The sequence below is a fragment of the Haloterrigena turkmenica DSM 5511 genome, from assembly GCF_000025325.1.
In the GTDB taxonomy this organism is placed as follows: Archaea; Halobacteriota; Halobacteria; order Halobacteriales; family Natrialbaceae; genus Haloterrigena; species Haloterrigena turkmenica.
The window spans coordinates 1,948,913-1,966,188 of the sequence record NC_013743.1; the positions used below are offsets into that span (position 1 = coordinate 1,948,913).

General features: G+C 66.0%; 18 protein-coding genes and 1 rRNA gene. 9 read left to right on the forward strand and 10 right to left on the reverse strand.

Annotation, left to right across the window (positions count from 1 at the left end):
* Positions 1 to 33 precede the first annotated feature (33 nt).
* Both rrf and HTUR_RS09215 read left to right on the forward strand, forming a co-directional pair.
* Positions 34 to 155: ribosomal RNA gene (rrf, locus tag HTUR_RS09210) — 5S ribosomal RNA — on the forward strand.
* 190 nt (positions 156 to 345) lie between these two features.
* Entirely contained in the window at positions 346 to 756 is a 411-nt protein-coding gene (locus HTUR_RS09215) for a DUF7344 domain-containing protein (RefSeq protein WP_049941864.1), read from the forward strand.
* A 443-nt stretch (positions 757 to 1,199) separates the two neighbouring features.
* Here the strand turns inward: HTUR_RS09215 and coxB are convergent, their stop codons facing one another.
* Positions 1,200 to 1,970 (reverse strand): cytochrome c oxidase subunit II, encoded by a 771-nt coding sequence (coxB, locus tag HTUR_RS09225; RefSeq protein ID WP_012943050.1) that lies wholly within the window; start codon positions 1,968 to 1,970, stop codon positions 1,200 to 1,202.
* A 215-nt stretch (positions 1,971 to 2,185) separates the two neighbouring features.
* On the opposite strand from coxB, the gene HTUR_RS09230 reads away from it, so the two are divergent.
* A complete protein-coding gene (locus HTUR_RS09230; protein ID WP_012943051.1) occupies positions 2,186 to 4,465 on the forward strand; it encodes a DUF6789 family protein in 2,280 nt (759 codons plus the stop codon).
* Positions 4,462 to 5,031, forward strand: coding sequence for a hypothetical protein (locus tag HTUR_RS09235; protein WP_012943052.1), 570 nt, complete (start codon positions 4,462 to 4,464; stop codon positions 5,029 to 5,031). Before HTUR_RS09230 ends, HTUR_RS09235 begins: the two co-directional genes overlap by 4 nt.
* Positions 5,032 to 5,111: 80 nt before the next feature.
* On the opposite strand, the gene HTUR_RS09240 is transcribed toward HTUR_RS09235, so the two are convergent.
* Positions 5,112 to 6,023, reverse strand: a complete 912-nt coding sequence (locus HTUR_RS09240) for a manganese catalase family protein (protein ID WP_012943053.1) — start codon at positions 6,021 to 6,023, stop codon at positions 5,112 to 5,114.
* Positions 6,024 to 6,138: 115 nt separating this feature from the next.
* On the opposite strand from HTUR_RS09240, the gene HTUR_RS09245 reads away from it, so the two are divergent.
* Both HTUR_RS09245 and HTUR_RS09250 read left to right on the forward strand, forming a co-directional pair.
* Positions 6,139 to 6,624: a hypothetical protein gene (locus HTUR_RS09245; RefSeq protein ID WP_012943054.1), complete on the forward strand. Its 486-nt coding sequence runs from the start codon at positions 6,139 to 6,141 to the stop codon at positions 6,622 to 6,624.
* Between the two features lie 93 nt (positions 6,625 to 6,717).
* Positions 6,718 to 6,903: a hypothetical protein gene (locus tag HTUR_RS09250; RefSeq protein WP_049941673.1), complete on the forward strand. Its 186-nt coding sequence runs from the start codon at positions 6,718 to 6,720 to the stop codon at positions 6,901 to 6,903.
* Positions 6,904 to 6,981: 78 nt separating this feature from the next.
* Here HTUR_RS09250 and HTUR_RS09255 read toward each other — a convergent pair whose 3' ends face one another.
* The 3 genes from HTUR_RS09255 to HTUR_RS09265 form a co-directional block, all read right to left on the reverse strand.
* Positions 6,982 to 7,941 (reverse strand): cytochrome c oxidase subunit 3, encoded by a 960-nt coding sequence (locus HTUR_RS09255; RefSeq protein ID WP_012943056.1) that lies wholly within the window; start codon positions 7,939 to 7,941, stop codon positions 6,982 to 6,984.
* 130 nt (positions 7,942 to 8,071) lie between these two features.
* Positions 8,072 to 9,727, reverse strand: a complete 1,656-nt coding sequence (locus HTUR_RS09260) for a sensor histidine kinase (protein WP_012943057.1) — start codon at positions 9,725 to 9,727, stop codon at positions 8,072 to 8,074.
* Between the two features lie 99 nt (positions 9,728 to 9,826).
* Entirely contained in the window at positions 9,827 to 11,215 is a 1,389-nt protein-coding gene (locus HTUR_RS09265) for an NAD(P)/FAD-dependent oxidoreductase (RefSeq protein ID WP_012943058.1), read from the reverse strand.
* A gap of 289 nt (positions 11,216 to 11,504) precedes the next feature.
* Here HTUR_RS09265 and HTUR_RS09270 point away from each other — a divergent pair, with 289 nt between their 5' ends.
* On the forward strand, positions 11,505 to 12,482 hold the full coding sequence (locus HTUR_RS09270) for a D-2-hydroxyacid dehydrogenase (protein WP_012943059.1): 978 nt from the start codon (positions 11,505 to 11,507) through the stop codon (positions 12,480 to 12,482).
* Positions 12,483 to 12,635: 153 nt separating this feature from the next.
* Entirely contained in the window at positions 12,636 to 13,067 is a 432-nt protein-coding gene (locus HTUR_RS09275) for a universal stress protein (protein ID WP_012943060.1), read from the forward strand.
* Positions 13,068 to 13,202: 135 nt separating this feature from the next.
* Here HTUR_RS09275 and HTUR_RS09280 read toward each other — a convergent pair whose 3' ends face one another.
* Together HTUR_RS09280 and asd are read right to left on the reverse strand one after the other, a co-directional pair.
* Positions 13,203 to 13,664 carry a DUF7344 domain-containing protein gene (locus HTUR_RS09280; protein WP_012943061.1) on the reverse strand — a complete coding sequence of 154 codons (462 nt, stop codon included), beginning with the start codon at positions 13,662 to 13,664 and terminating at the stop codon, positions 13,203 to 13,205.
* A gap of 110 nt (positions 13,665 to 13,774) precedes the next feature.
* Entirely contained in the window at positions 13,775 to 14,809 is a 1,035-nt protein-coding gene (gene asd, locus HTUR_RS09285; protein ID WP_012943062.1) for an aspartate-semialdehyde dehydrogenase, read from the reverse strand.
* 165 nt (positions 14,810 to 14,974) lie between these two features.
* Between asd and HTUR_RS09290 the strand changes: the two genes are divergently transcribed.
* Complete coding sequence (locus HTUR_RS09290) at positions 14,975 to 15,232, forward strand: hypothetical protein (protein WP_012943064.1); 258 nt, start codon at positions 14,975 to 14,977, stop codon at positions 15,230 to 15,232.
* Positions 15,233 to 15,379: 147 nt separating this feature from the next.
* On the opposite strand, the gene HTUR_RS09295 is transcribed toward HTUR_RS09290, so the two are convergent.
* From HTUR_RS09295 to HTUR_RS09305, 3 genes are all read right to left on the reverse strand, one after another.
* Positions 15,380 to 15,574, reverse strand: a complete 195-nt coding sequence (locus HTUR_RS09295) for a 30S ribosomal protein S17e (protein ID WP_008895224.1) — start codon at positions 15,572 to 15,574, stop codon at positions 15,380 to 15,382.
* Positions 15,575 to 15,676: 102 nt separating this feature from the next.
* Positions 15,677 to 16,360 (reverse strand): DUF447 domain-containing protein, encoded by a 684-nt coding sequence (locus HTUR_RS09300; protein ID WP_012943065.1) that lies wholly within the window; start codon positions 16,358 to 16,360, stop codon positions 15,677 to 15,679.
* On the reverse strand, positions 16,357 to 17,208 hold the full coding sequence (locus HTUR_RS09305) for a triphosphoribosyl-dephospho-CoA synthase (protein ID WP_012943066.1): 852 nt from the start codon (positions 17,206 to 17,208) through the stop codon (positions 16,357 to 16,359). The genes HTUR_RS09300 and HTUR_RS09305 overlap by 4 nt, the downstream gene beginning before the upstream one ends.
* Positions 17,209 to 17,276: the final 68 nt, after the last annotated feature.

Sequence of the window (17,276 nt, forward strand, 5' to 3'; positions counted from 1 at the left end):
GGCATGATCACGGTTCGATTCCGTGAATCGGCGTTCGGCGGCCACAGCGGCGGGGAACCACCCGTACCCATCCCGAACACGGACGTTAAGCCCGCCTGCGTTTCGGCGAGTACTGGAGTGCGCGAGCCTCTGGGAGAGCTGATTCGCCGCCACCACTCATACTTCATCATCAGGCCCCACACAGCCGCTGCTGTGTGGGGCTACTCGTATTTACCCCAGTAGTGGCATCACTATCAATCGAGGAGATCGTGTTTGTCTCTAGCTCTGGGAACGATGGTCGCCGTACAATCGTACCAAATATTTTTGGAACGGGGCTTATTCGGATGTGTGAAAAACTGGGTGAATATGAAAACAGAACGTCCTTCCTTGGACGCCGTATACGGACTTCTCTCCGAGTCGCGCTGTCGATACCTCCTGTACTACTTTTTAAAGAGCAATCACGCGAACATCGAGAGCGTTTCCTTACAGATCGCTGCTTGGGAGCAGGGTGAGTCGATCGAAGCCGTCACCGAGGCGCAAAAACAACGTGTGACGACATCGCTGGTCCACAGCCACCTTCCGAAACTCGAGGACCACGGTCTCATCGAGCACGACAGTCGGACGGGTGACGTGATCGTTAGCAGCGAGTTCGACGAGGTCAGCGAGACCGTTCGTCAGGCGCGGGCAAGCGAAGACGAGATCACGATAACAGGATCATCGATGGAGTCGTTCCTGTACAGCGAATCGGTTCCCTCGTCAAACAGAGAGCGACAGTAGCGCACGGGTGACTCGGTTTGCGGTCGAAAACCGTGAGTGTCCACCACGAGTCGGGCGGCGGAGACGGTTGTCCAAGGGAAATGGAGCGTGTGGGTGTGTTACCCACAGTGATGAATGTTAACACACAGGGTATTACACGTTTTCTCGACTTGCAGCGGATGAAAGCAGAGCTGCTGGTCGAAATCGGTATCGCCCGGAACACTAACGTCCAGCCTCATCCCGTGGCGGCGTGCCGCGTCGGCTGGCTAACCCTCGTGCCGGGCGGAGGTGCAATCGTGCTCCTCGAACGGGTGGGCGAGGCCCACCGAATATCGCGTGCCCGGGTTCGCCGTGCTGTCATCGCACCCGGATGGGTAGACTCGGACGGGGACTAAAGGCACGCACTCGCCCTATGAGGTCGTCCGGTTTAACTCTTCCACCGTCCGATCGATATCGGATCCGTCTCAGTCGGGATCCGGCGCTTCGGCGACGGTCCCCTCGTTTTCCGAAAGCCATTGGTCGTAGGTTTCGGAGTCGACGACCACGATCTCACCTTGCATCCGTGAGTGGCCGGCGCCGCAGAACTCCGCACAGACCACGTCGTAGCGGCCGGGTTCGTCGACGATGGTCCGTGCGCGAGTGTAGTCGCCGGGGAACGCGTCCTGTTTGACGCCCAGATCCGGGACGAAAAGCGAGTGGATGACGTCGTCACTAGTCAGCCAGAACGTCACGTCCTCATTGGCGGGGATCACGATCTGATTTTCCGTCGTGACGTTAGCCTCGGGATAGGTCGCTTGCCACTCCCACTGATAGCCGCGGACGTGGACCTCCTCGTCGCCGGTATCGGGAAGGTCCTCGAAGGAGTCAAACCCCTCCTGACTTTGGTTGTCGGTATCGAGCGCCTGCGACGGCGAGATATAGGGATTGACGAGAACGGAGTAGCCGGAGAGGCCGACGAACAGCAGGATAATCGCCGTCGCGGCGGTCCAGGTGATCTCGAGCGAGGGATCCTCGGTCGTCGGCTGCGGATCGTCGTTGTCGTGGAACTTGACGGCCGCGTAGATCAGGATCATCAGGACGAACAGCGTCAGCGGCAGCGCTGCGTAGAGCAACTGATACTCGAGGCCGTCGATGAGTTCGCGGTTGGGTGATTGCGCCGCAACTGTGCCGGTCAGCGCGAGGAGCGTCGAGAGCGCCGCGGCGGTGAACGCGACGGTCGTGCGACGACTGCTCATTGACGGCGGTTCAACGACCGGTGTGATATATGTCGTTCATCGTTCCGTGAACAGTCACTGTTTCGGACAGTTTTGAACGGATACTGGAGTTCGAAGGAATGTCAAAATCGACGACAGTCACTCTCTCATCAGTTCATATTTATTGGGATCGGTGGTGAGCCTACCGCTATGTACGGCGACGAGCGGTGCGGTCGGATCGGCGGTGGTGGGCGTCGATGAATCGCGCGCTCACGGAGGTCTCGTTGTTCGCTGTCGTCGTCGTCGGCTGTCTCCTGACGATCGTCCTGGCGCGGCGAGCTCGAGGCGAGCCGTCACCGGACGGAGGGTACGCGACGGGCCACCGTCGCGAACTGAGTCTGGCCGAGGCGAAGGCAGCCGCGGTTCGCTGGACGACGACGACGAATCACCGCGAAATCGGGCTGCTTTATATCGCCTTTGGCACCGTCGCGGCGATCTGGGGCGGAATCGACGCGATGATGATTCGGACGCATCTGTTGACGCCGGAGGCGAACCTCTGGACGGAACAGACGTACAACGAACTGTTTACGATGCACGGGCTGACGATGCTGATCTTCTTCGTCACGCCGGTGTTCTTCGGGATCGGGAACTACTTCCTGCCGCTGCTGATCGGCGCCGACGATATGGCGTTCCCGCGGCTCAACGCCATCGGCTTCTGGCTCCTCCCGCCGTCGCTGTTGCTCGCCCGACTGGGAATCGTCGCCGAAGTCACGGGAGCGATGCTCGCGGTCGTCGTTCCGGGCGAATGGCTGTCGGTTCTGCTGGCGTTCCAGGAGCCGGCGATCGGGTGGACGATGTATCCGCCTCTGTCGCTGGCGCCAAATCCCCAGACGAACTTCCTCCTGTTGGGCCTCCACCTGAGTGGAATCGCGACCACGATCGGCGGGATCAATTTCATCGCGACGGTCGTCTACGAACGCGACGAGTCGATCGGCTGGGCGAACCTCGACATCTTCTCGTGGAACATGCTCATCACGAGCGCGATCGTCATCTTCGCGTTCCCGCTGCTCGGGACCGCGTTGCTCATGTTGTTGCTCGACCGCAACTTCGGGACGACGTTCTTCACGGTCGAGGGCGGCGGGCCCATCCTCTGGCAGCACCTGCTGTGGTTCTGGGGCCATCCCGAAGTGTACATCATTTTCCTCCCGGCGACCGGCCTGATGAGCCTCATACTCCCGAAGTTCGTCGGCCGGAAGCTGTTCGGGTTCAAGTTCATCGTCTACTCGACGATCGCGATCGGCGTCCTCTCGTTCGGCGTCTGGGCCCACCACATGTTCGTGACCGGCGTCGATCCCCGAATCCGGGCGAGTTTCATGGCGACGTCGATCGCGATCGCCGTCCCCAGCGCGATCAAGGTGTTCAACTGGATCACGACGATGTGGAACGGCGATGTCCGGCTGGCCGCGCCGCTGATCCTCTGTGTCGGCTCCGTCGGCCTGTTTATCGTCGGCGGCGTGACCGGTATCTTCCTCGCGGTCATCCCCGTTGACGTCATCTACCACGGCACCTACTACGTCGTCGGTCACTTCCACCTCATCATCATGGGGATCATCCCGTTCATGATGTTCGCGGCCAGTTACTACTGGTACCCCCTGATTACCGGTCGGATGTACGACCGTCGGCTCGCGATCTTTCAGTCGTCACTGCTGGTCATCGGCTCCGGACTCACGTTCATGACGCTGATGGCGCTCGGCTTCCTCGAGCACCCCCGTCGGTACGCGACCTACCCGGCGGAGTACTCGGGGCTGCACGTCGTCGCGACCGTCGGTTCGTTCATCATCGGAATCAGCGTCCTCATGTGGCTTTATAACATGCTCTGGTCGTACTTTCAGGGGACGCCGGTCGAGACCGCGGACCCGTGGGAGCTGAAGGCGACCCAGCAGTTCACGCCCGAGTGGCAGTGGTTCGAGGACCGACTCGAGCGCAAGCACGGGATTCCGCCGAGCGAACCCGAGGAAGTCCGGCCGTCGTACGTGCCCGCCCAGGAGGAGCGGCCGCCGTCGCTGTACGGTCGGATCGTGCCGGTCGCTCGACGCGCCCTGAGCGACGCGGGCGCGGGCGCGGCCGGCGGTTTCGTCGGCACGGTACTGATGACCGGCGTCCTCCTCGTCGCGGTCGCGCTGGGCGTCTTCGACCCCGAGTCGTTCGCGAACCTCGCGACGCTGGTCGGACTACCGGCGAACCTCGCGCTCGGCTACAGCCTGTTCCTCTTCGCTGGAATGACGGTCTGGCCCCTGCTGTTCCTCTCGCTCGGGGAGTACCTGCCGGGCGAACTCACGTTCATCACTGGGCTGTGGTACGCGACGGTCATCGCCTCGGGGTTCGTCATCGCCTTCTACACCGGCCAGACCGGGCTCGAGCTGGTGACCTACCTCGTCTTCGCACTGCTCGCCCACTGGATCTACGGGCTGGGACTCGCCGGGATGATCACGTATCTCGGCGGTCGTCGACCGACGTCGTCGGAGGGGCCGCGATGAGCGACGACGCCTCGCCGTCCGACGCGGACGAGCCGTCGGCCACCGACAGCACCGGACCGGTCGAGCCGACCGCGTCGTCGGAGTCGCTCGTGTTGACCTACGCCGCCCCCTTTCTCGGGGTCCTCCTGATCTCCGTCGGTCTCCCGCTCTCGATCGTCGGCGGCTACGTGGTCGTCCAGGACGGCCTCGGGCTGTGCGGCGAGCCGGCGATCACGGCGACGCCCGCCGACGAGTACGACGACTCGCTGGCGACCATCGAAGAGATCCCCGCCGAGCAGCTTTCGTCGGCCGAACGGGAGGCGCTCGAGGAAGCGATCGACAGCCCTCTACAGGAGGGACGAGTTTCGGGCGAGCTCGAGAACCGGGCAGCGTTGCTCGAGGGGGTCGTCGTCGAGTATGAGGGGACGCATTACTACGTCCAGATCACGTCCCAGAACTCCTGTCTCGAGGTGCAGCCGTTGCTGTTCCCGATCGGTGCGGTGGCAATCCTCATGGGGATCGGCGGCGTGTTGACGCCGCCGATCTACCGAAAACTGGCTGGTTTCGAGGAACGGATGCGGCGATAGCGCGGACGATCGGCGGTCCTCGTCGCTGCGGTCGCGGAGACGCTTCGACAGGGGCCGCGTGACGGTTGGTCGCGCTCGGCTTACTGGTTCGAGTCGGTCGCGTTCCCGTCGGACGAACTCGAGTCGCTCGTCTCCGAGATGCCGGTCGCGTTCGAATCGCTGGCGGCGGACTCGTCGGGCCGGTTCGGCGTGTCGTTCGTCATCGGGCTCGGTTGCGGGGCGATGACTTCTCCGTCACCCGGCTGCTCGGGGAGATAGGAGAACTGCCCCTTGCCGTCCGGCGACTCGCCCTGCGTCCAGGGGTAGCTGGGGTCGGGCTGCTGTTCACGTCGGGTCGACATGAACGCGTAGTTGAACTCCTGGTTTTCCTGTTCCTGCGGGAAGCTCGCGGGCACCGGCACCGGGTCGTCGAGCGACTCGAGGGCCTCGAGCCACTGGTTCTGGTGCATTGTGTCCCGGGCGATGAGATAGGAGAGCATGTCCTTCATGCCGGGATCGTCGGTGTACTCCCAGAGTCGCGTCGCGAGGGTGCGACCGGTCGCCTCGGACATCACGTTCGCGTAGAGGTCGCCCGCGAGGTTGCCGGACGCGACGATGTAGTTGCCGGTGAAGGGGACGCCGTTGCTGTCGACGGGCATCGCCGACTCGCCCGCCGAGAGGAACTGGCGGGGATTCTGCCCGGTCATCGCCGCGGCTGTCGCCGCGGTCTCCTCGGCCTCGTCGCTCATCTGCTTGGCCGAGCCGCGGAGGTTCTTGGTGACCGCGGTGGCGAGCATTTCGATGTGACCGAGTTCCTCCGCTGCGGTCTCCATCAGGAGGTTCCGATACTCCTCGTAGCCTTCGGGGAGCGCCCACGCCTGGAACATGTACTGCATCGCGACGCGCATCTCACCTTCCTGTCCGCCGATCGCCTGCTGGAGAAGTTTCGCGAAGTGCGGATCTGGTTCTTCGACGGTAACCTCGTACTGGAGTTCCGGTTCTTGGAAGAACATCCGGGGATCACTGGCCAGAGCCACTGAAATAATGCTGTCACTTGCCAGTGCGTCGTTGTGTCAGCATGGGAAACAATTATCCCATCGTCGATGGTCGAGAGCACGGAGCGTACTCATGCGTCAGGATACGTCAGGATCGACGACGCGGCGAACGTTCGTCAAGTGTGGTCTCCTGTCGAGCGGAGCGCTCGTCGGCACCTCGAGTACGGGGACGGCCGACGGGTCGCGGACCGAGTCGACCGAGAGCGCGGTGCGACCGATCGAGCAGGGAGTGATGCGTTCGTACCAGCACATACCCAACAGCGCGGTCACGGTCGGAGAGGCCGTCGACTGGCGGCCCCAGGGACTCGACGAGGCGGCCGGTCGTGTGGTCTCGTACGACGCCGCACCCTCCTTCCGCGCGCTCCTGTTTACGACCGCCGGCGGTGGCGGCGACGGCGACGACGGCAATGACAACGACGGCGGATCCGGTCCTGATCTCCTCCAGCCGGGCGGTTCGCTCTCACTGGGTTCCGTCCGCGGGTCGCCGGAGACGGCGACCTCGCAGTACGTCACCGTCGACCTCGAGGTCGACGAGACCGTCGGTTCGACCGCCGACTGACCGTCGACGAGCGATTTGATCCCGCACCCGCGGCGGCCGGGCCACCGGGGTTTTTCCACACTGGCCCTCGTACGCGGACTCGAGGTGATATCAGTGGTCGAACACGACGAGCGGCGGCGTGCCGCGGCGAAGTGTGCGGGCTGTGGTCGGATCGGGATCGTCCACGTCTGGCCCGACGGCACGCATAAACCGCTCGGGCAGACGACCTTCTGTGACTGTCCCGACCCGACGCTCCGACTCTTAGAGGAAGAGCGCGAGGCGGGCGACGACCTCCCGTAGCGACGGAGACGCCCGTCGGGGACACGAGGTAGCGCGACGGTGGTAGCGAGTGCATCCTCGCGCGACCGAGTTCGCCGGTCAAACGGTCGCGCCCACGTAGAGGACGAGCACGAGGAACACCCAGACGAAATCGACGAAGTGCCAGTACAGCGAGACGGTCGCGACAGAGGTGTCCCGATCGGGGCCGTAGTGGCCGCGGAGCGCGCGCCAGCACAGCACGGCGATCCCGCCGACGCCGAGCGCGACGTGAAAGCCGTGGAGCCCGGTCAGCCCGTAGAAGGCCGTCCCGAAGACGCCGCTGGTGATCGAGAACCCCTCGTGGGCGACGAACTCGTAGTACTCGTAGACCTGGCCGCCGAGGAAGACGATCCCGAGGACCAGCGTCGTCCCGAGCAGTCCGAGGAAACGGCGGTGGTTCCCGTCCTCGAGCGCTTCGTGTGCGTAGTGGAACGTGACGCTGCTGGCGAGCAGGATCGCGGTGTTGACGATCACGAGCGATCCCAGTAGCGGCGGTAACTCCTCGGGAGGCCACGTGCCGATTCTGACGAAGAAGTAGTAGATGAACAGCGCGCCGAACGTCGAGACGTCGGTCGTCAGAAAGAGCAGCGTCGTCCAGACGTACGACTCTCGAGACGACCCGCCGACGGCTCCCTCACGCGCGGGCGCGAGAAAGACCTCGTCGACCCAGCCGGCGATGCCGGCCAGCAGGACGATCGTCCCGACGACGGCGAGACCGACGCCCACGAGCGGCGGTAGCAGGCCCGTTTCGTTCCTGAGGATGGCGATCGCGGCGCCGCCGTAGAGACCGCCGGCGCCGACGGCGGCGACGAGCGGCCAGCGGCTGCGGTGTTCATGCTCGTCGTGGTCGATGTCGGGTTGATGGGGGCTATCGGGGCCGACGGGCCCGTCCGGATCGTGCCCGGCCGTCGAGCCGTCGCTCGAGACGCCGTGGCTACCGCCGTCGGTTCGAACCGGAGCCGTCTCGAGCGACGCGGCGACGTCGTCGCCCGAATCACTCGCGTCGGTGCGCCAAGTCATACCCGAAGTTCTAACGTCGAGCCGGAAAAAGGATCGCCGCTTACGCGCCGGTAGGGTGTTCGTATAGTCCCACGAGTGTTTGCGATTCGGACATCCCTCGAATAGCCGTCACACGTCCGTTCCTCGAGCGTCAGTCGGTGCGGGGGTTCGATTCTCGGTCCGTCGTCCCGCGGTCGTCCGTCGCGGCGGGGAGCGTAAACGAGAACGTCGTCCCCGCGCCGGGTTCGGAGTCGACCCATATCTCGCCGCCGTGGCGCTCGACGATGTGCTGACAGAGCGCCAGGCCGATCCCGGTCCCCGACTGGTCCTCGGTCGCGTGCAGCCGTTCGAAGATCCGGAAGATGCGATCGGCGTCGTCCGGATCGATCCCGATCCCCTCGTCCGCGACCGAAATCACCCATTCTTGGCCGTCGCCGCTCGGTCCCGTGGCGTCCGCGGGCGCGCCTCGCGTGGCTACCGGATCGCGAGAATCGTGCTGTGGTTCTCGAGCGCGTGTCGACCCCCGTCTCTCGGCGGAAACGCGGATGCGGGGCGGTTCGTCGCCGCTGTACTCGATCGCGTTCTCCAGCAGGTTCTGGAACACCTGCCGCAGCTGGCTGGCGTCGCCCTCGACCCGCGGGAGGTCGCCGACGGCGAGATCGGCGTCCCGCTCCTCGAGTTTCACCTGCAGGTCCTCGCGGACGTCCGCCAGGACGGCGTTCAGGTCGATCGGGTCCAACGAGTCGCCCTGGGTCTCGACGCGCGAGTACTCGAGCAGTCCCTCGATCATCTCGCGCATGCGGTCGGCGCCGTCGACGGCGTAGTCGATGAACTCCTCGCCATCCGCGTCGAGGCCGTCGGCGTACCGATCCTCGATCAACTCGAGGTAGCTCGAGACCATCCGTAACGGTTCCTGCAGGTCGTGGGAGACTGCGTAGGCGAACTGCTCTAAGCGCTCGTTCGAGGCCTCGAGCCGTCGCTGGTACGTGATGAGTTCAGTGATGTCTTGGCACATCAGGAGGCCGGCGAACACCTCGCCGCGGTCGTCCGTGACGGGGATCGTCCGAACGAGCCAGTGTCGGCCCGCACACTCGATATCCACCCGTTCCCTGTTGCCGTCCAGTGCGGCCTGAAGGGCCGGTTCCACCGCCTTGGCGACCTCCGCTCGGAACACCTGATGCGGAGCTTTCCCGTCGAGGTCGGCGGGATCGAGCGGCAATTGATCGAACGCCTCTCCCGCCGAGAGGTAGAACGTCGGCTGCTCGTCGAACAGGGCGACGATCCCGTCGGGGAACCGCTCCGCGAGCGTCCGGTATCTGCGTTCGGACTCCGAGACCCGGTCGTACATCCGCTGGAGCTCTCGTTCCCGCGCCCGGAGCTCGTCGGTGTGTCGCTGTCGGCTGGCGTTGTAAACGCCGACCCCGAACGCGGCGACCACCCCGAAGAGGACTCCGTTGAGCGCGAGCACGTACGGCTTCGGCTCCTGCATGACGCGAAGCTGGATGGCGACGATCCACAGGAACAGCGCCGCGATCCCCCCACCGACGAGGAGGTTCCACTTGGCGACGGTCACGACGTACTTGCTCTCCCAGTCCAGCCGGACGATCCACACGCCCGCGAGCACGAGTCCGCTCGCGAGCACGAGCAGCGCGCTGTTCTCGAGCAGCGTCCAGAGCAGTCCCCACGAGAGATTTCTGAGGTCGTCCCAGATATCGTAGAGGGGAACGAGCAGGATGAGGAGCCCGAGTCCGGAGACGCACGCGCCGGAGAGATACCGACGAGTGCGGTCGCTGTCGATAGCTAGCACGTGTCCCCATACGATCCGCCTCCCCCTAAGTGCTGGTTTCCCTACAACTGGCTGGGAACACGAAATCGCGGGCGAACCGAGGCGAGCGGAACGCGAGACTCAGTAGAAGTACTCGTCCTCGCGCAACTGGACGTAGCCGCCGTCGCGGTAGGCGAACTTCCGGCGCTTGTACTCGAGAAGGACTTTCGAAGCGCCCAGCCCGGCGGAGTAGCCGCGGCTGACCAGGCCCTCGACGTCGTCACCCTGCATTCGGTTGACGATCTCGAACGTGCGGTCCCAGTCGGCGGGCTCGTACTCCTCGACGATGTCGGCGAAGGCGACGTTGCGCAGGATCTCGTCGCCGATGGCTCCCTTCCAGACGTCGTTGTAGTTCGCAAGCGAGTCGGTTGCGGCGAGTCGGCCGGCGATCTTCCCGGTGCGGACGGCGACGTGGTAGCCGCCCTCGTGGAAGGCAGAGGTGGTACCCATCGCGCCGCCGGCGACGGCGATGTTGGCGCCGACGGGTGACTCGATCGGTCGCGTCGAGGAGATCGGGTACGTTTCGGTCCCCTTCGACTTCCCGCGGTCCTCGACGCGCGGGATGTCTTCCGCGATGTCGTACTTGTCGCCGTACTCGCGCTCGAGCAGGCGCCGGATGTACTCCGCGCCCGAGGGGAGCTTATCGTCGTCGGGCTCGAGCAAGGCGTAGGCGGCGGGGTTTTGGACGTCCTCGAGTTCCATCCCGATGGGCATGGTCAGTCCGACGCGGGCGACCGTGCCGTCGTTGGGGAAGACCCACGGATAGGCGGTCTCGCCGGGCATGTACCCCCACCAGAACTTGAGGGTGTCCTCGAACTCCTCGAACAGTTCCTCCGGGAACTCTCGGTACTCCTGGTAGGCGATGTGGTTCGCCTCTGGGGGCGAGAGGTAGTCCGAGACGCTTCGGCCGGGCGCGGTGAACTGGTCGAGCGCGTCCAGCGTGATTCGTCGCTGCGGGCCGTCCGCGAGGACGACGTACTGGGCCTCGAGTTCGTCGCCGTTCGAGAGGGCCAGCGTGTGAGTCGGTCCCTTCGGGCTCGAGGCGCGGAGGTCGGTCTCTACGTCCTTGACACCCGTGCCGACCCTGAGGTCGGCGCCGGCGTCCTCGGCGCGCTCGTAGAGCCAGTCGTCCATGCGCGCGCGGTGGAAGGTGTAGCCGAAGTTGGGGTAGCTGGCCTCCATCCCCGTACTCGTCAGTTCGACCGACGTCGATGGGCCGACGAACTCGGTGGACTCGAGCTCTCGGAGGATGACGTCGTCGGGAATCTCCCGGTAGTCGAACTCCATGATATCGATCCAGTAGTCGAGCATGCCGGCGGCGTCGGTCGAGTCCGGCCCGAGGCCGTCGCGGTCCTCCCGCGGGACGCCCTGTTCGAAGAGGACGGTCTCGGCGCCGTGTGCCGCGGCCCGTTCGGCCGCGGAGGCCCCGGCGGGTCCGCCACCGACGATCGCGACGTCTACGCGTTCCATACTTCGTTGGGACTCAACGGCCCATTATTAAATTGCCTGAACGTCCCGCTGATTGGAACGGCTCTCGAGGCCGCGCTCCGCGGCTTCGCAGTCTTCTCGCGGGCTGGGGGACGGCGAAGCCGTCCCGTTCGAGGCGGCAAAGCCGCCTCGCAGCCCGCTCGAACGGTACGTGGAGCGTTGCTCCACGCAACTCCGCCTCGAGATCCTGCGGACCTCGCACCGCTCGCGGGCTGTCACAGTGCGTTCCGGGAGACGAACGCTTTTGGGACCGCTAACCGACGCCACGGATATGAGCGACAGCGACACCAACCAGCCGGACGTACTCGTCCTCCGGAAAGGAACTCACGGGATGCCGGTCGAACAGTACGCGGACGCGCTCCGTGGGCGACTCCCCGATCGAACGGTCGAACTCGCCCGCACGCCGACGGCGGAGCGCGACCGTATTCGAGACGCCCGCTTCGTCACCGGGATGACCCTCGAGGACGAACTGCTCGAGGCCGCCGAGAACCTCGAGGTCTTCGCCTGTGCCTACGCGGGGACCGGCCACCTGCCCCTCGAGGAACTCGAGGCCCGCGGCGTCGCCGTGACGAACGCCTCGGGCGTCCACGGCCCCAACATCGGCGAGCACGTGCTGGGCGCGATCCTCCGCTTTACCCGCCGGTTCCACGTCGGCGCGCGCCAGCAGCGCCGTCAGAAGTGGCGCCACTATCAGGCCGAGGAACTGCAGGGGTCGACGGTGACGATCGTTGGCCTGGGCGCGATCGGCGAGTCGGTCGCCGACCGCCTCGAGCCCTTCGGCGTTGAGACGATCGGCGTCCGATACACGCCCGAGAAGGGCGGCCCGACCGACGAGGTGGTCGGCTTCGAGGGCGAGGGGTTCGAGGACGCCCTGGCGCGGACCGACTATCTCGTACTCGCGTGTCCGCTCACGGAGACCACGCGGGGGCTGATCGACCGCGAGGCGTTCGTGACGATGGATCCCGGCGCGGTCCTCGTCAACGTCGCCCGCGGGCCGGTCGTCGACGCCGACGCGCTCGTCGAGGCCCTGCGCTCGAGTTGGATCCGCGGCGCATCGCTGGACGTCACCGATCCCGAACCGCTGCCGGAGGACCACCCGCTGTGGACCTTCGAGAACGTCCAGATCACGCCCCACAACGCCGGCCACACCCCCGAGTACTACGAGCGACTCGCCGATATCGTGGCCGGGAACGTCCGCCGGTTCGCCGACGACCCCGACGCGGCCCTCGAGAATCAGGTCCGGCCCTGAACGCCCGGGGTCCCGACCCGTCTGCGGTCTGCAGTTTTTTCACGTCACCGTCCGAACTCCAGGTATGGAACCGACAGTCACCGGCCGGTCCCGTCGTCGTCTCCCCGATCGACCGTCACCTCGTGCGAAGCGCGATCGAACGGGTGGTGGCCGATGACGCTGTCGTTCGACGGACCGATCCTCGTCCCCGTCGCGACCCCCGAAGACGGCGAGCGGACGGCCGCGGCGCTCGCCCCGTATCTCACCGACTCGAGTCGGGCGATCGTCGTCAACGTGATCGAGAAGGCCGGCGGCGCGCCCGACAAGGCCGGCGTCGAACAGCGCGAGGAGTACGCCGAGGAGATCTTCGACCGCGCACGGGGGCCGCTCGAGGCGACCGACGCGACCATCGAGACGGAGGTCCTCTACGGCACCGACGTCGTCGAGCGGATCTTCGCCGAAGCGGAGGACCGCGAGGTCGACGCCGTCGTCTTCGCGGCTCGAAAGGGGAACCGGCTTGCGGAGCTACTGACCGGCGACGTGGCGCGACGGATGGTCAAGGAGGCGGCCATCCCGGTCGTCGCCTTACCCCACGACGAATCCTGACCGGGAACGGACCCGTCGGCTGCTCGGCGGGAAGCAGACGTGCGTAGATAGCCGTCCGTCCGTGATTGTCAGCGGACGGCCGAACAACGGTAGCAGTACCAGCGGAAGCGGACGTTCGCGTTCCGATCTCTCGAGTTACGGCGCCGTCGTTTCGGCGACCCGGTCGGCTGGTTTCGCATCGGTTTCGGCGTCGTCGTCGGCGTCCTCGCCGCTTCCGTCGATCGTCTCGGCTCGAGCGAGCAACCGCTCACCGCGCTCGGTCAGCGCGACGGTGTTGGTCTCGTGGTCGAACGCGACGGCCCCGGCGTCCGCCAGCTTCGGCACGTGGCTGTGTCGGAGCGTGATCGCAACGCGTCGCCGCGTCCCGAACAGGGCGTCGCCGCAACTGGCCAGCGCGCCGCCGTCGCCCGCGTCGGCCTCGAGCACGAGGTGATCCGCGAGGTCGGACAGCGAGACGGACCCCTCGTCGCGGGCGTCCAGATATCGGAGGACGGCCCGGCGACGCCGATCCGCGAGCGCGTCGAACTGCGGGCCGTCGCCGGCGGCCTCGCCGGTAACGGGAGTCAGCGACGCGGGATCGGAGATGACTGGGAGCATACCCGTCGTAGGGGTCGTCCCTACTTGTGCCCCCCGCCAAATCAGTCAGGTATTCTCGCGAACGGACCGATCGAAAAGTCGGAGCTCTGCGGGCGAACAGCGCTGGCGGGTTAGATGTAACCCTGCTCGAGCAGCAGTTCGCCGTTCAGGACGCTCGCGCCCGCGGCACCGCGGATGGTGTTGTGCGCGAGGCAGTTGTACTGGAGCCCGAAGGGCGTCTCCTGGAGGCCGCCCGCGGCGATGGCCATCCCGTCGCCGAGCGTGCGGTCCATCCGGGGCTGGGGCCGATCGGGTTCCTCGAAGACGTGGATGAGCGGCTCGGGCGAAGAGCGCAGGTCCAGCGAGGGGTACTCGCGCATGGCCTCGGCGGCCGCGTCGACGGTCAGTTCCTCTTCGGTCTCGACCCAGACGTTCTCGAGGTGGCCGTCGATCGTCGGAATGCGGTTACAGGAGGCCGAGACCGCCATGCTGTTGTGGCTCAGTTCGGCGCCGTCGAACTCGCCGAGGAGCTTGCGGGACTCGGTCTCGAGCTTGTCCTCCTCGCTGCCGATGTAAGGGATGGCGTTGTCGATGATCTCCATCGAACTGACGCCGTCGTAGCCCGCGCCGGAGACGGCCTGCAGCGTCGAGACGTGGACCTTCTCGAGGCCGAAGTCGGTCAGCGCGGCCAGCGTGGGGACGAAAGTGATCGTCGAGCAGTTGGGGTTCTTGACCATCGCGCCGTCCCAGCCGCGCTCGTCGCGCTGGACTTCCAGCAGGTCGATGTGCTCGGGGTTGACCTCCGGGATCACGAGCGGGATGTCGTCGTCCATCCGCCCGTTCGAGGAGTTCGAAGAGACGACGTAGCCTGCCTCACAGAACGGCGGTTCGACCTCCGCGCCGACGCTCGAGGGGAGCGACGAGAAGATCAGGTCGACGTCGTCGGGGACCTCGTCGGGGTCGGTCGCCACGACGGTCATGTCGGCGACGTCGTCGGGGATGGGGCTGTCGACGCGCCACTTCGCGGCCTGCCGGTAGCTCTTGCCGGCGCTGGATTCGCTTGCGGTCAGTGCTGCGATCTCGAAGTCGGGGTGGGGATCGAGAAGCTGGATTAGTCGTTGTCCCACGGCACCGGTCGCGCCGAGGACGCCTACTCGTACTGCCATTTTCCCGCACTCAGTTGCGTGTCCGCAAAACCGTTTGGGTTTTCGTCGCGCGCGAGCGGCGACCGAGCGACGACGCGCATAGAAGACGTTAAGAAAACGGAGTGAAATTGATTCACCGATGCACACGCAATACGTTCGATCCGGCTCGGACGCGGGGTGGTCCCGATGACGAGTTCGACCGCGAACTCGAGCGGCGTCGGCCCGTTCGACGGCGGGTTCCAGGTCGGAGCCGCAGTCGTCTCGGCGGTCCTATTCCTCGTCGCCATCGTGTTCGCCTGGACGGGGTTTCAGGGCATGCAACTGTTCGTCGTCGGCACGCAGATGGACATCATCACCGGCGCGGTCGGGTTCATGCTGACCATGTTCTTCGCCATCGGCGCGCTCATCGTCGCCCTCTTCATGGACTCCGGCTTCGACCACTGACCGTTCTGCCGACTCGAACTCGACGCACCGTCCGTTCGTCGACGGCGCCCGACCGCCGTCCCTCTCTCTATTGACGTCATCCGTTCCTGGTGAGTCATCGCGATACCGGCGGCTCGCGGCCGCGAAACTCGAGAGAAGACGCTCCGATTACGCTGCGGCTGCCTGCGAACTCTTCTTGCGGGTGACGTAGCCCGCGATGCGGTTGCGAACGCCCTTGGATTCGACGTTCGTGAGCTTCTCGACGCTTTCCTTGTTCTGCTCGAAGTCGGTCGTGAACGCGTCCGGGTACCGCTCCAGGAGGATGGTCCCGGTCTTCTTGACGTAGGCCGGTTTGATTGCCATGTAGGAAGGTTCCGTCCAGAGGCTCTTAATGCCTTTCTCTTTCGCTGTCGGTCGAGGAGGGAACCGCGGGTCGACGACGACCGTCTCGCGGAGCAGTCGATCTCACCACGATGAATGCTCGCGCACGCGCTCGAGCGCCTCGCGCTCGCGCGGGTCGCCCGCCCGGTCGACGACCGAGGCGTAGTACTCGAGGCGCTGGCGGAGTTTCGCGTCATCGTAGCCGGCGACGCCCAGCCGCGAGGCGGCGACGGTGGCCTCGACGACGGCGCCGAACCCGCGGTCGATCGTCGGCACCGTCGTCGATTCGATGGCGGTCTCGACGGGCCGGAGGGCCCACCGTTCCCACTCGGTTCCCTCGTCGACGCCCGTCTCGAGGGACTCGACGGAAACACGGGCCCACGCGTTCGCGGCGTCCGGGACCGGTCCCTCGCGCTCGACGATCGAGAGCGCGGCGTCGGCGAAGAGGACGGGATCGTCGACGAACAGGACGTATCCTTCGCCCTGCCGGCGGAAGTTGCCGCGAGTGCGGGTGGAACCCCACGTGCGCGCGGTGACGGGATTATCGCCACTGCCGTCACCGTTCGATTCGCCGTCCGAATCCGGCGCGAACAGGCCGAGCGCGGCGAGGTTCCACAGTTCGTTCGGCCCGCGCGTGGCGACGATAGTCTCGGTAACCCCCGATAGCGAGACGGGCCACTCGACGATGTCGGCATCCCCACCGCTCGTCTCGAGCGCGTCGGACGCCTGCTCTGGCTCCCGCTTTCGTCCCCGCTCGTCGCCGGTCATACGTCGATCGCCTCGTGCTCGAGGGCGACGAACAGCCCCGCAGCCGCAATGTCGGCGGTCGTCCCCGGGTTGACGCCGCGAGCGACGAGCTCCTCGGCGAAGACCTCGACAGCTTCGGGGTCGGTCTCGAGCGCGTCGCGCTTGACTAGCTCGGCCGCGCGGTCGGTGACCTCCCGCGCGACGGCCTCGCCGCTGCGGTTCGCGACGAGCGTGTCCGGCCGCTCGGCGAGTTCGGAGAGAAAGACGGCCGCGGTTCGGTCGCCCAGCGGGCCGTCGGCCGCGGCGAGGCGTTCGGCGGCCCGGAAGGTGCGCTCGAAGCCCTCGACCCACTCGCGCGCGACGTCGTCGCCCGGGACGCTCCGGCTCATGATATCCAGCAGCGTCAGGCCGCGTTCCTCGAGGACGGGGACGGCGTCGCTTCCGCGGCGGACGTCCAGCGGCTCCATGTCCGCGGGCGGATCGTCCACGAAGACGTCGACGTGGTCGAACGCTCGGTAGAAGTCCGCCGCGTCGGCGACGGTAGTGTCCTCGCAGACGGCCTCGACGACGGGCCCGGAGAGGTCCTCGCGGGCCGCGCGTACGAGCGGGACGAGCAACAGCAGCGAGCCGAACTGGGTGTTGCCGCCGCGCTGGCCGGCCATTCCCGCCACGGCGCGCTCGAAGGCCGCGCCGACCGCGCCGCCGTTCGCCGCCGTCTCGAGGCCGTCGCGGGCGCCGACGGCCCCCGCGAGGAAGTGTTCGAATCGCAGGTCCTCGAGGTCCCGGTGCCGGTCGACGTTGCCGGGTTTCGGCGTGCCCGCGACCTCGAGGAGGAGAGCCAGTTGTGCGTTTGCGGCTGGCGTTTGCATACGTCTCGCTACGTACGGGGAGGGTTTATGGATGCGCTTCTTCGGCCGGATTTCTGCGGCTGACCGTC

Coding starts and splice junctions, on each gene's coding strand:
- HTUR_RS09215 (WP_049941864.1), top strand. CDS start 346: ATGAAAACAGAACGTCCTTCCTTGGACGCCGTATACGGACTTCTCTCC.
- coxB (WP_012943050.1), bottom strand. CDS start 1,970: ATGAGCAGTCGTCGCACGACCGTCGCGTTCACCGCCGCGGCGCTCTCG.
- HTUR_RS09230 (WP_012943051.1), top strand. CDS start 2,186: ATGAATCGCGCGCTCACGGAGGTCTCGTTGTTCGCTGTCGTCGTCGTC.
- HTUR_RS09235 (WP_012943052.1), top strand. CDS start 4,462: ATGAGCGACGACGCCTCGCCGTCCGACGCGGACGAGCCGTCGGCCACC.
- HTUR_RS09240 (WP_012943053.1), bottom strand. CDS start 6,023: ATGTTCTTCCAAGAACCGGAACTCCAGTACGAGGTTACCGTCGAAGAA.
- HTUR_RS09245 (WP_012943054.1), top strand. CDS start 6,139: ATGCGTCAGGATACGTCAGGATCGACGACGCGGCGAACGTTCGTCAAG.
- HTUR_RS09255 (WP_012943056.1), bottom strand. CDS start 7,941: ATGACTTGGCGCACCGACGCGAGTGATTCGGGCGACGACGTCGCCGCG.
- HTUR_RS09265 (WP_012943058.1), bottom strand. CDS start 11,215: ATGGAACGCGTAGACGTCGCGATCGTCGGTGGCGGACCCGCCGGGGCC.
- HTUR_RS09270 (WP_012943059.1), top strand. CDS start 11,505: ATGAGCGACAGCGACACCAACCAGCCGGACGTACTCGTCCTCCGGAAA.
- HTUR_RS09275 (WP_012943060.1), top strand. CDS start 12,636: ATGACGCTGTCGTTCGACGGACCGATCCTCGTCCCCGTCGCGACCCCC.
- HTUR_RS09280 (WP_012943061.1), bottom strand. CDS start 13,664: ATGCTCCCAGTCATCTCCGATCCCGCGTCGCTGACTCCCGTTACCGGC.
- asd (WP_012943062.1), bottom strand. CDS start 14,809: ATGGCAGTACGAGTAGGCGTCCTCGGCGCGACCGGTGCCGTGGGACAA.
- HTUR_RS09290 (WP_012943064.1), top strand. CDS start 14,975: ATGACGAGTTCGACCGCGAACTCGAGCGGCGTCGGCCCGTTCGACGGC.
- HTUR_RS09295 (WP_008895224.1), bottom strand. CDS start 15,574: ATGGCAATCAAACCGGCCTACGTCAAGAAGACCGGGACCATCCTCCTG.
- HTUR_RS09300 (WP_012943065.1), bottom strand. CDS start 16,360: ATGACCGGCGACGAGCGGGGACGAAAGCGGGAGCCAGAGCAGGCGTCC.
- HTUR_RS09305 (WP_012943066.1), bottom strand. CDS start 17,208: ATGCAAACGCCAGCCGCAAACGCACAACTGGCTCTCCTCCTCGAGGTC.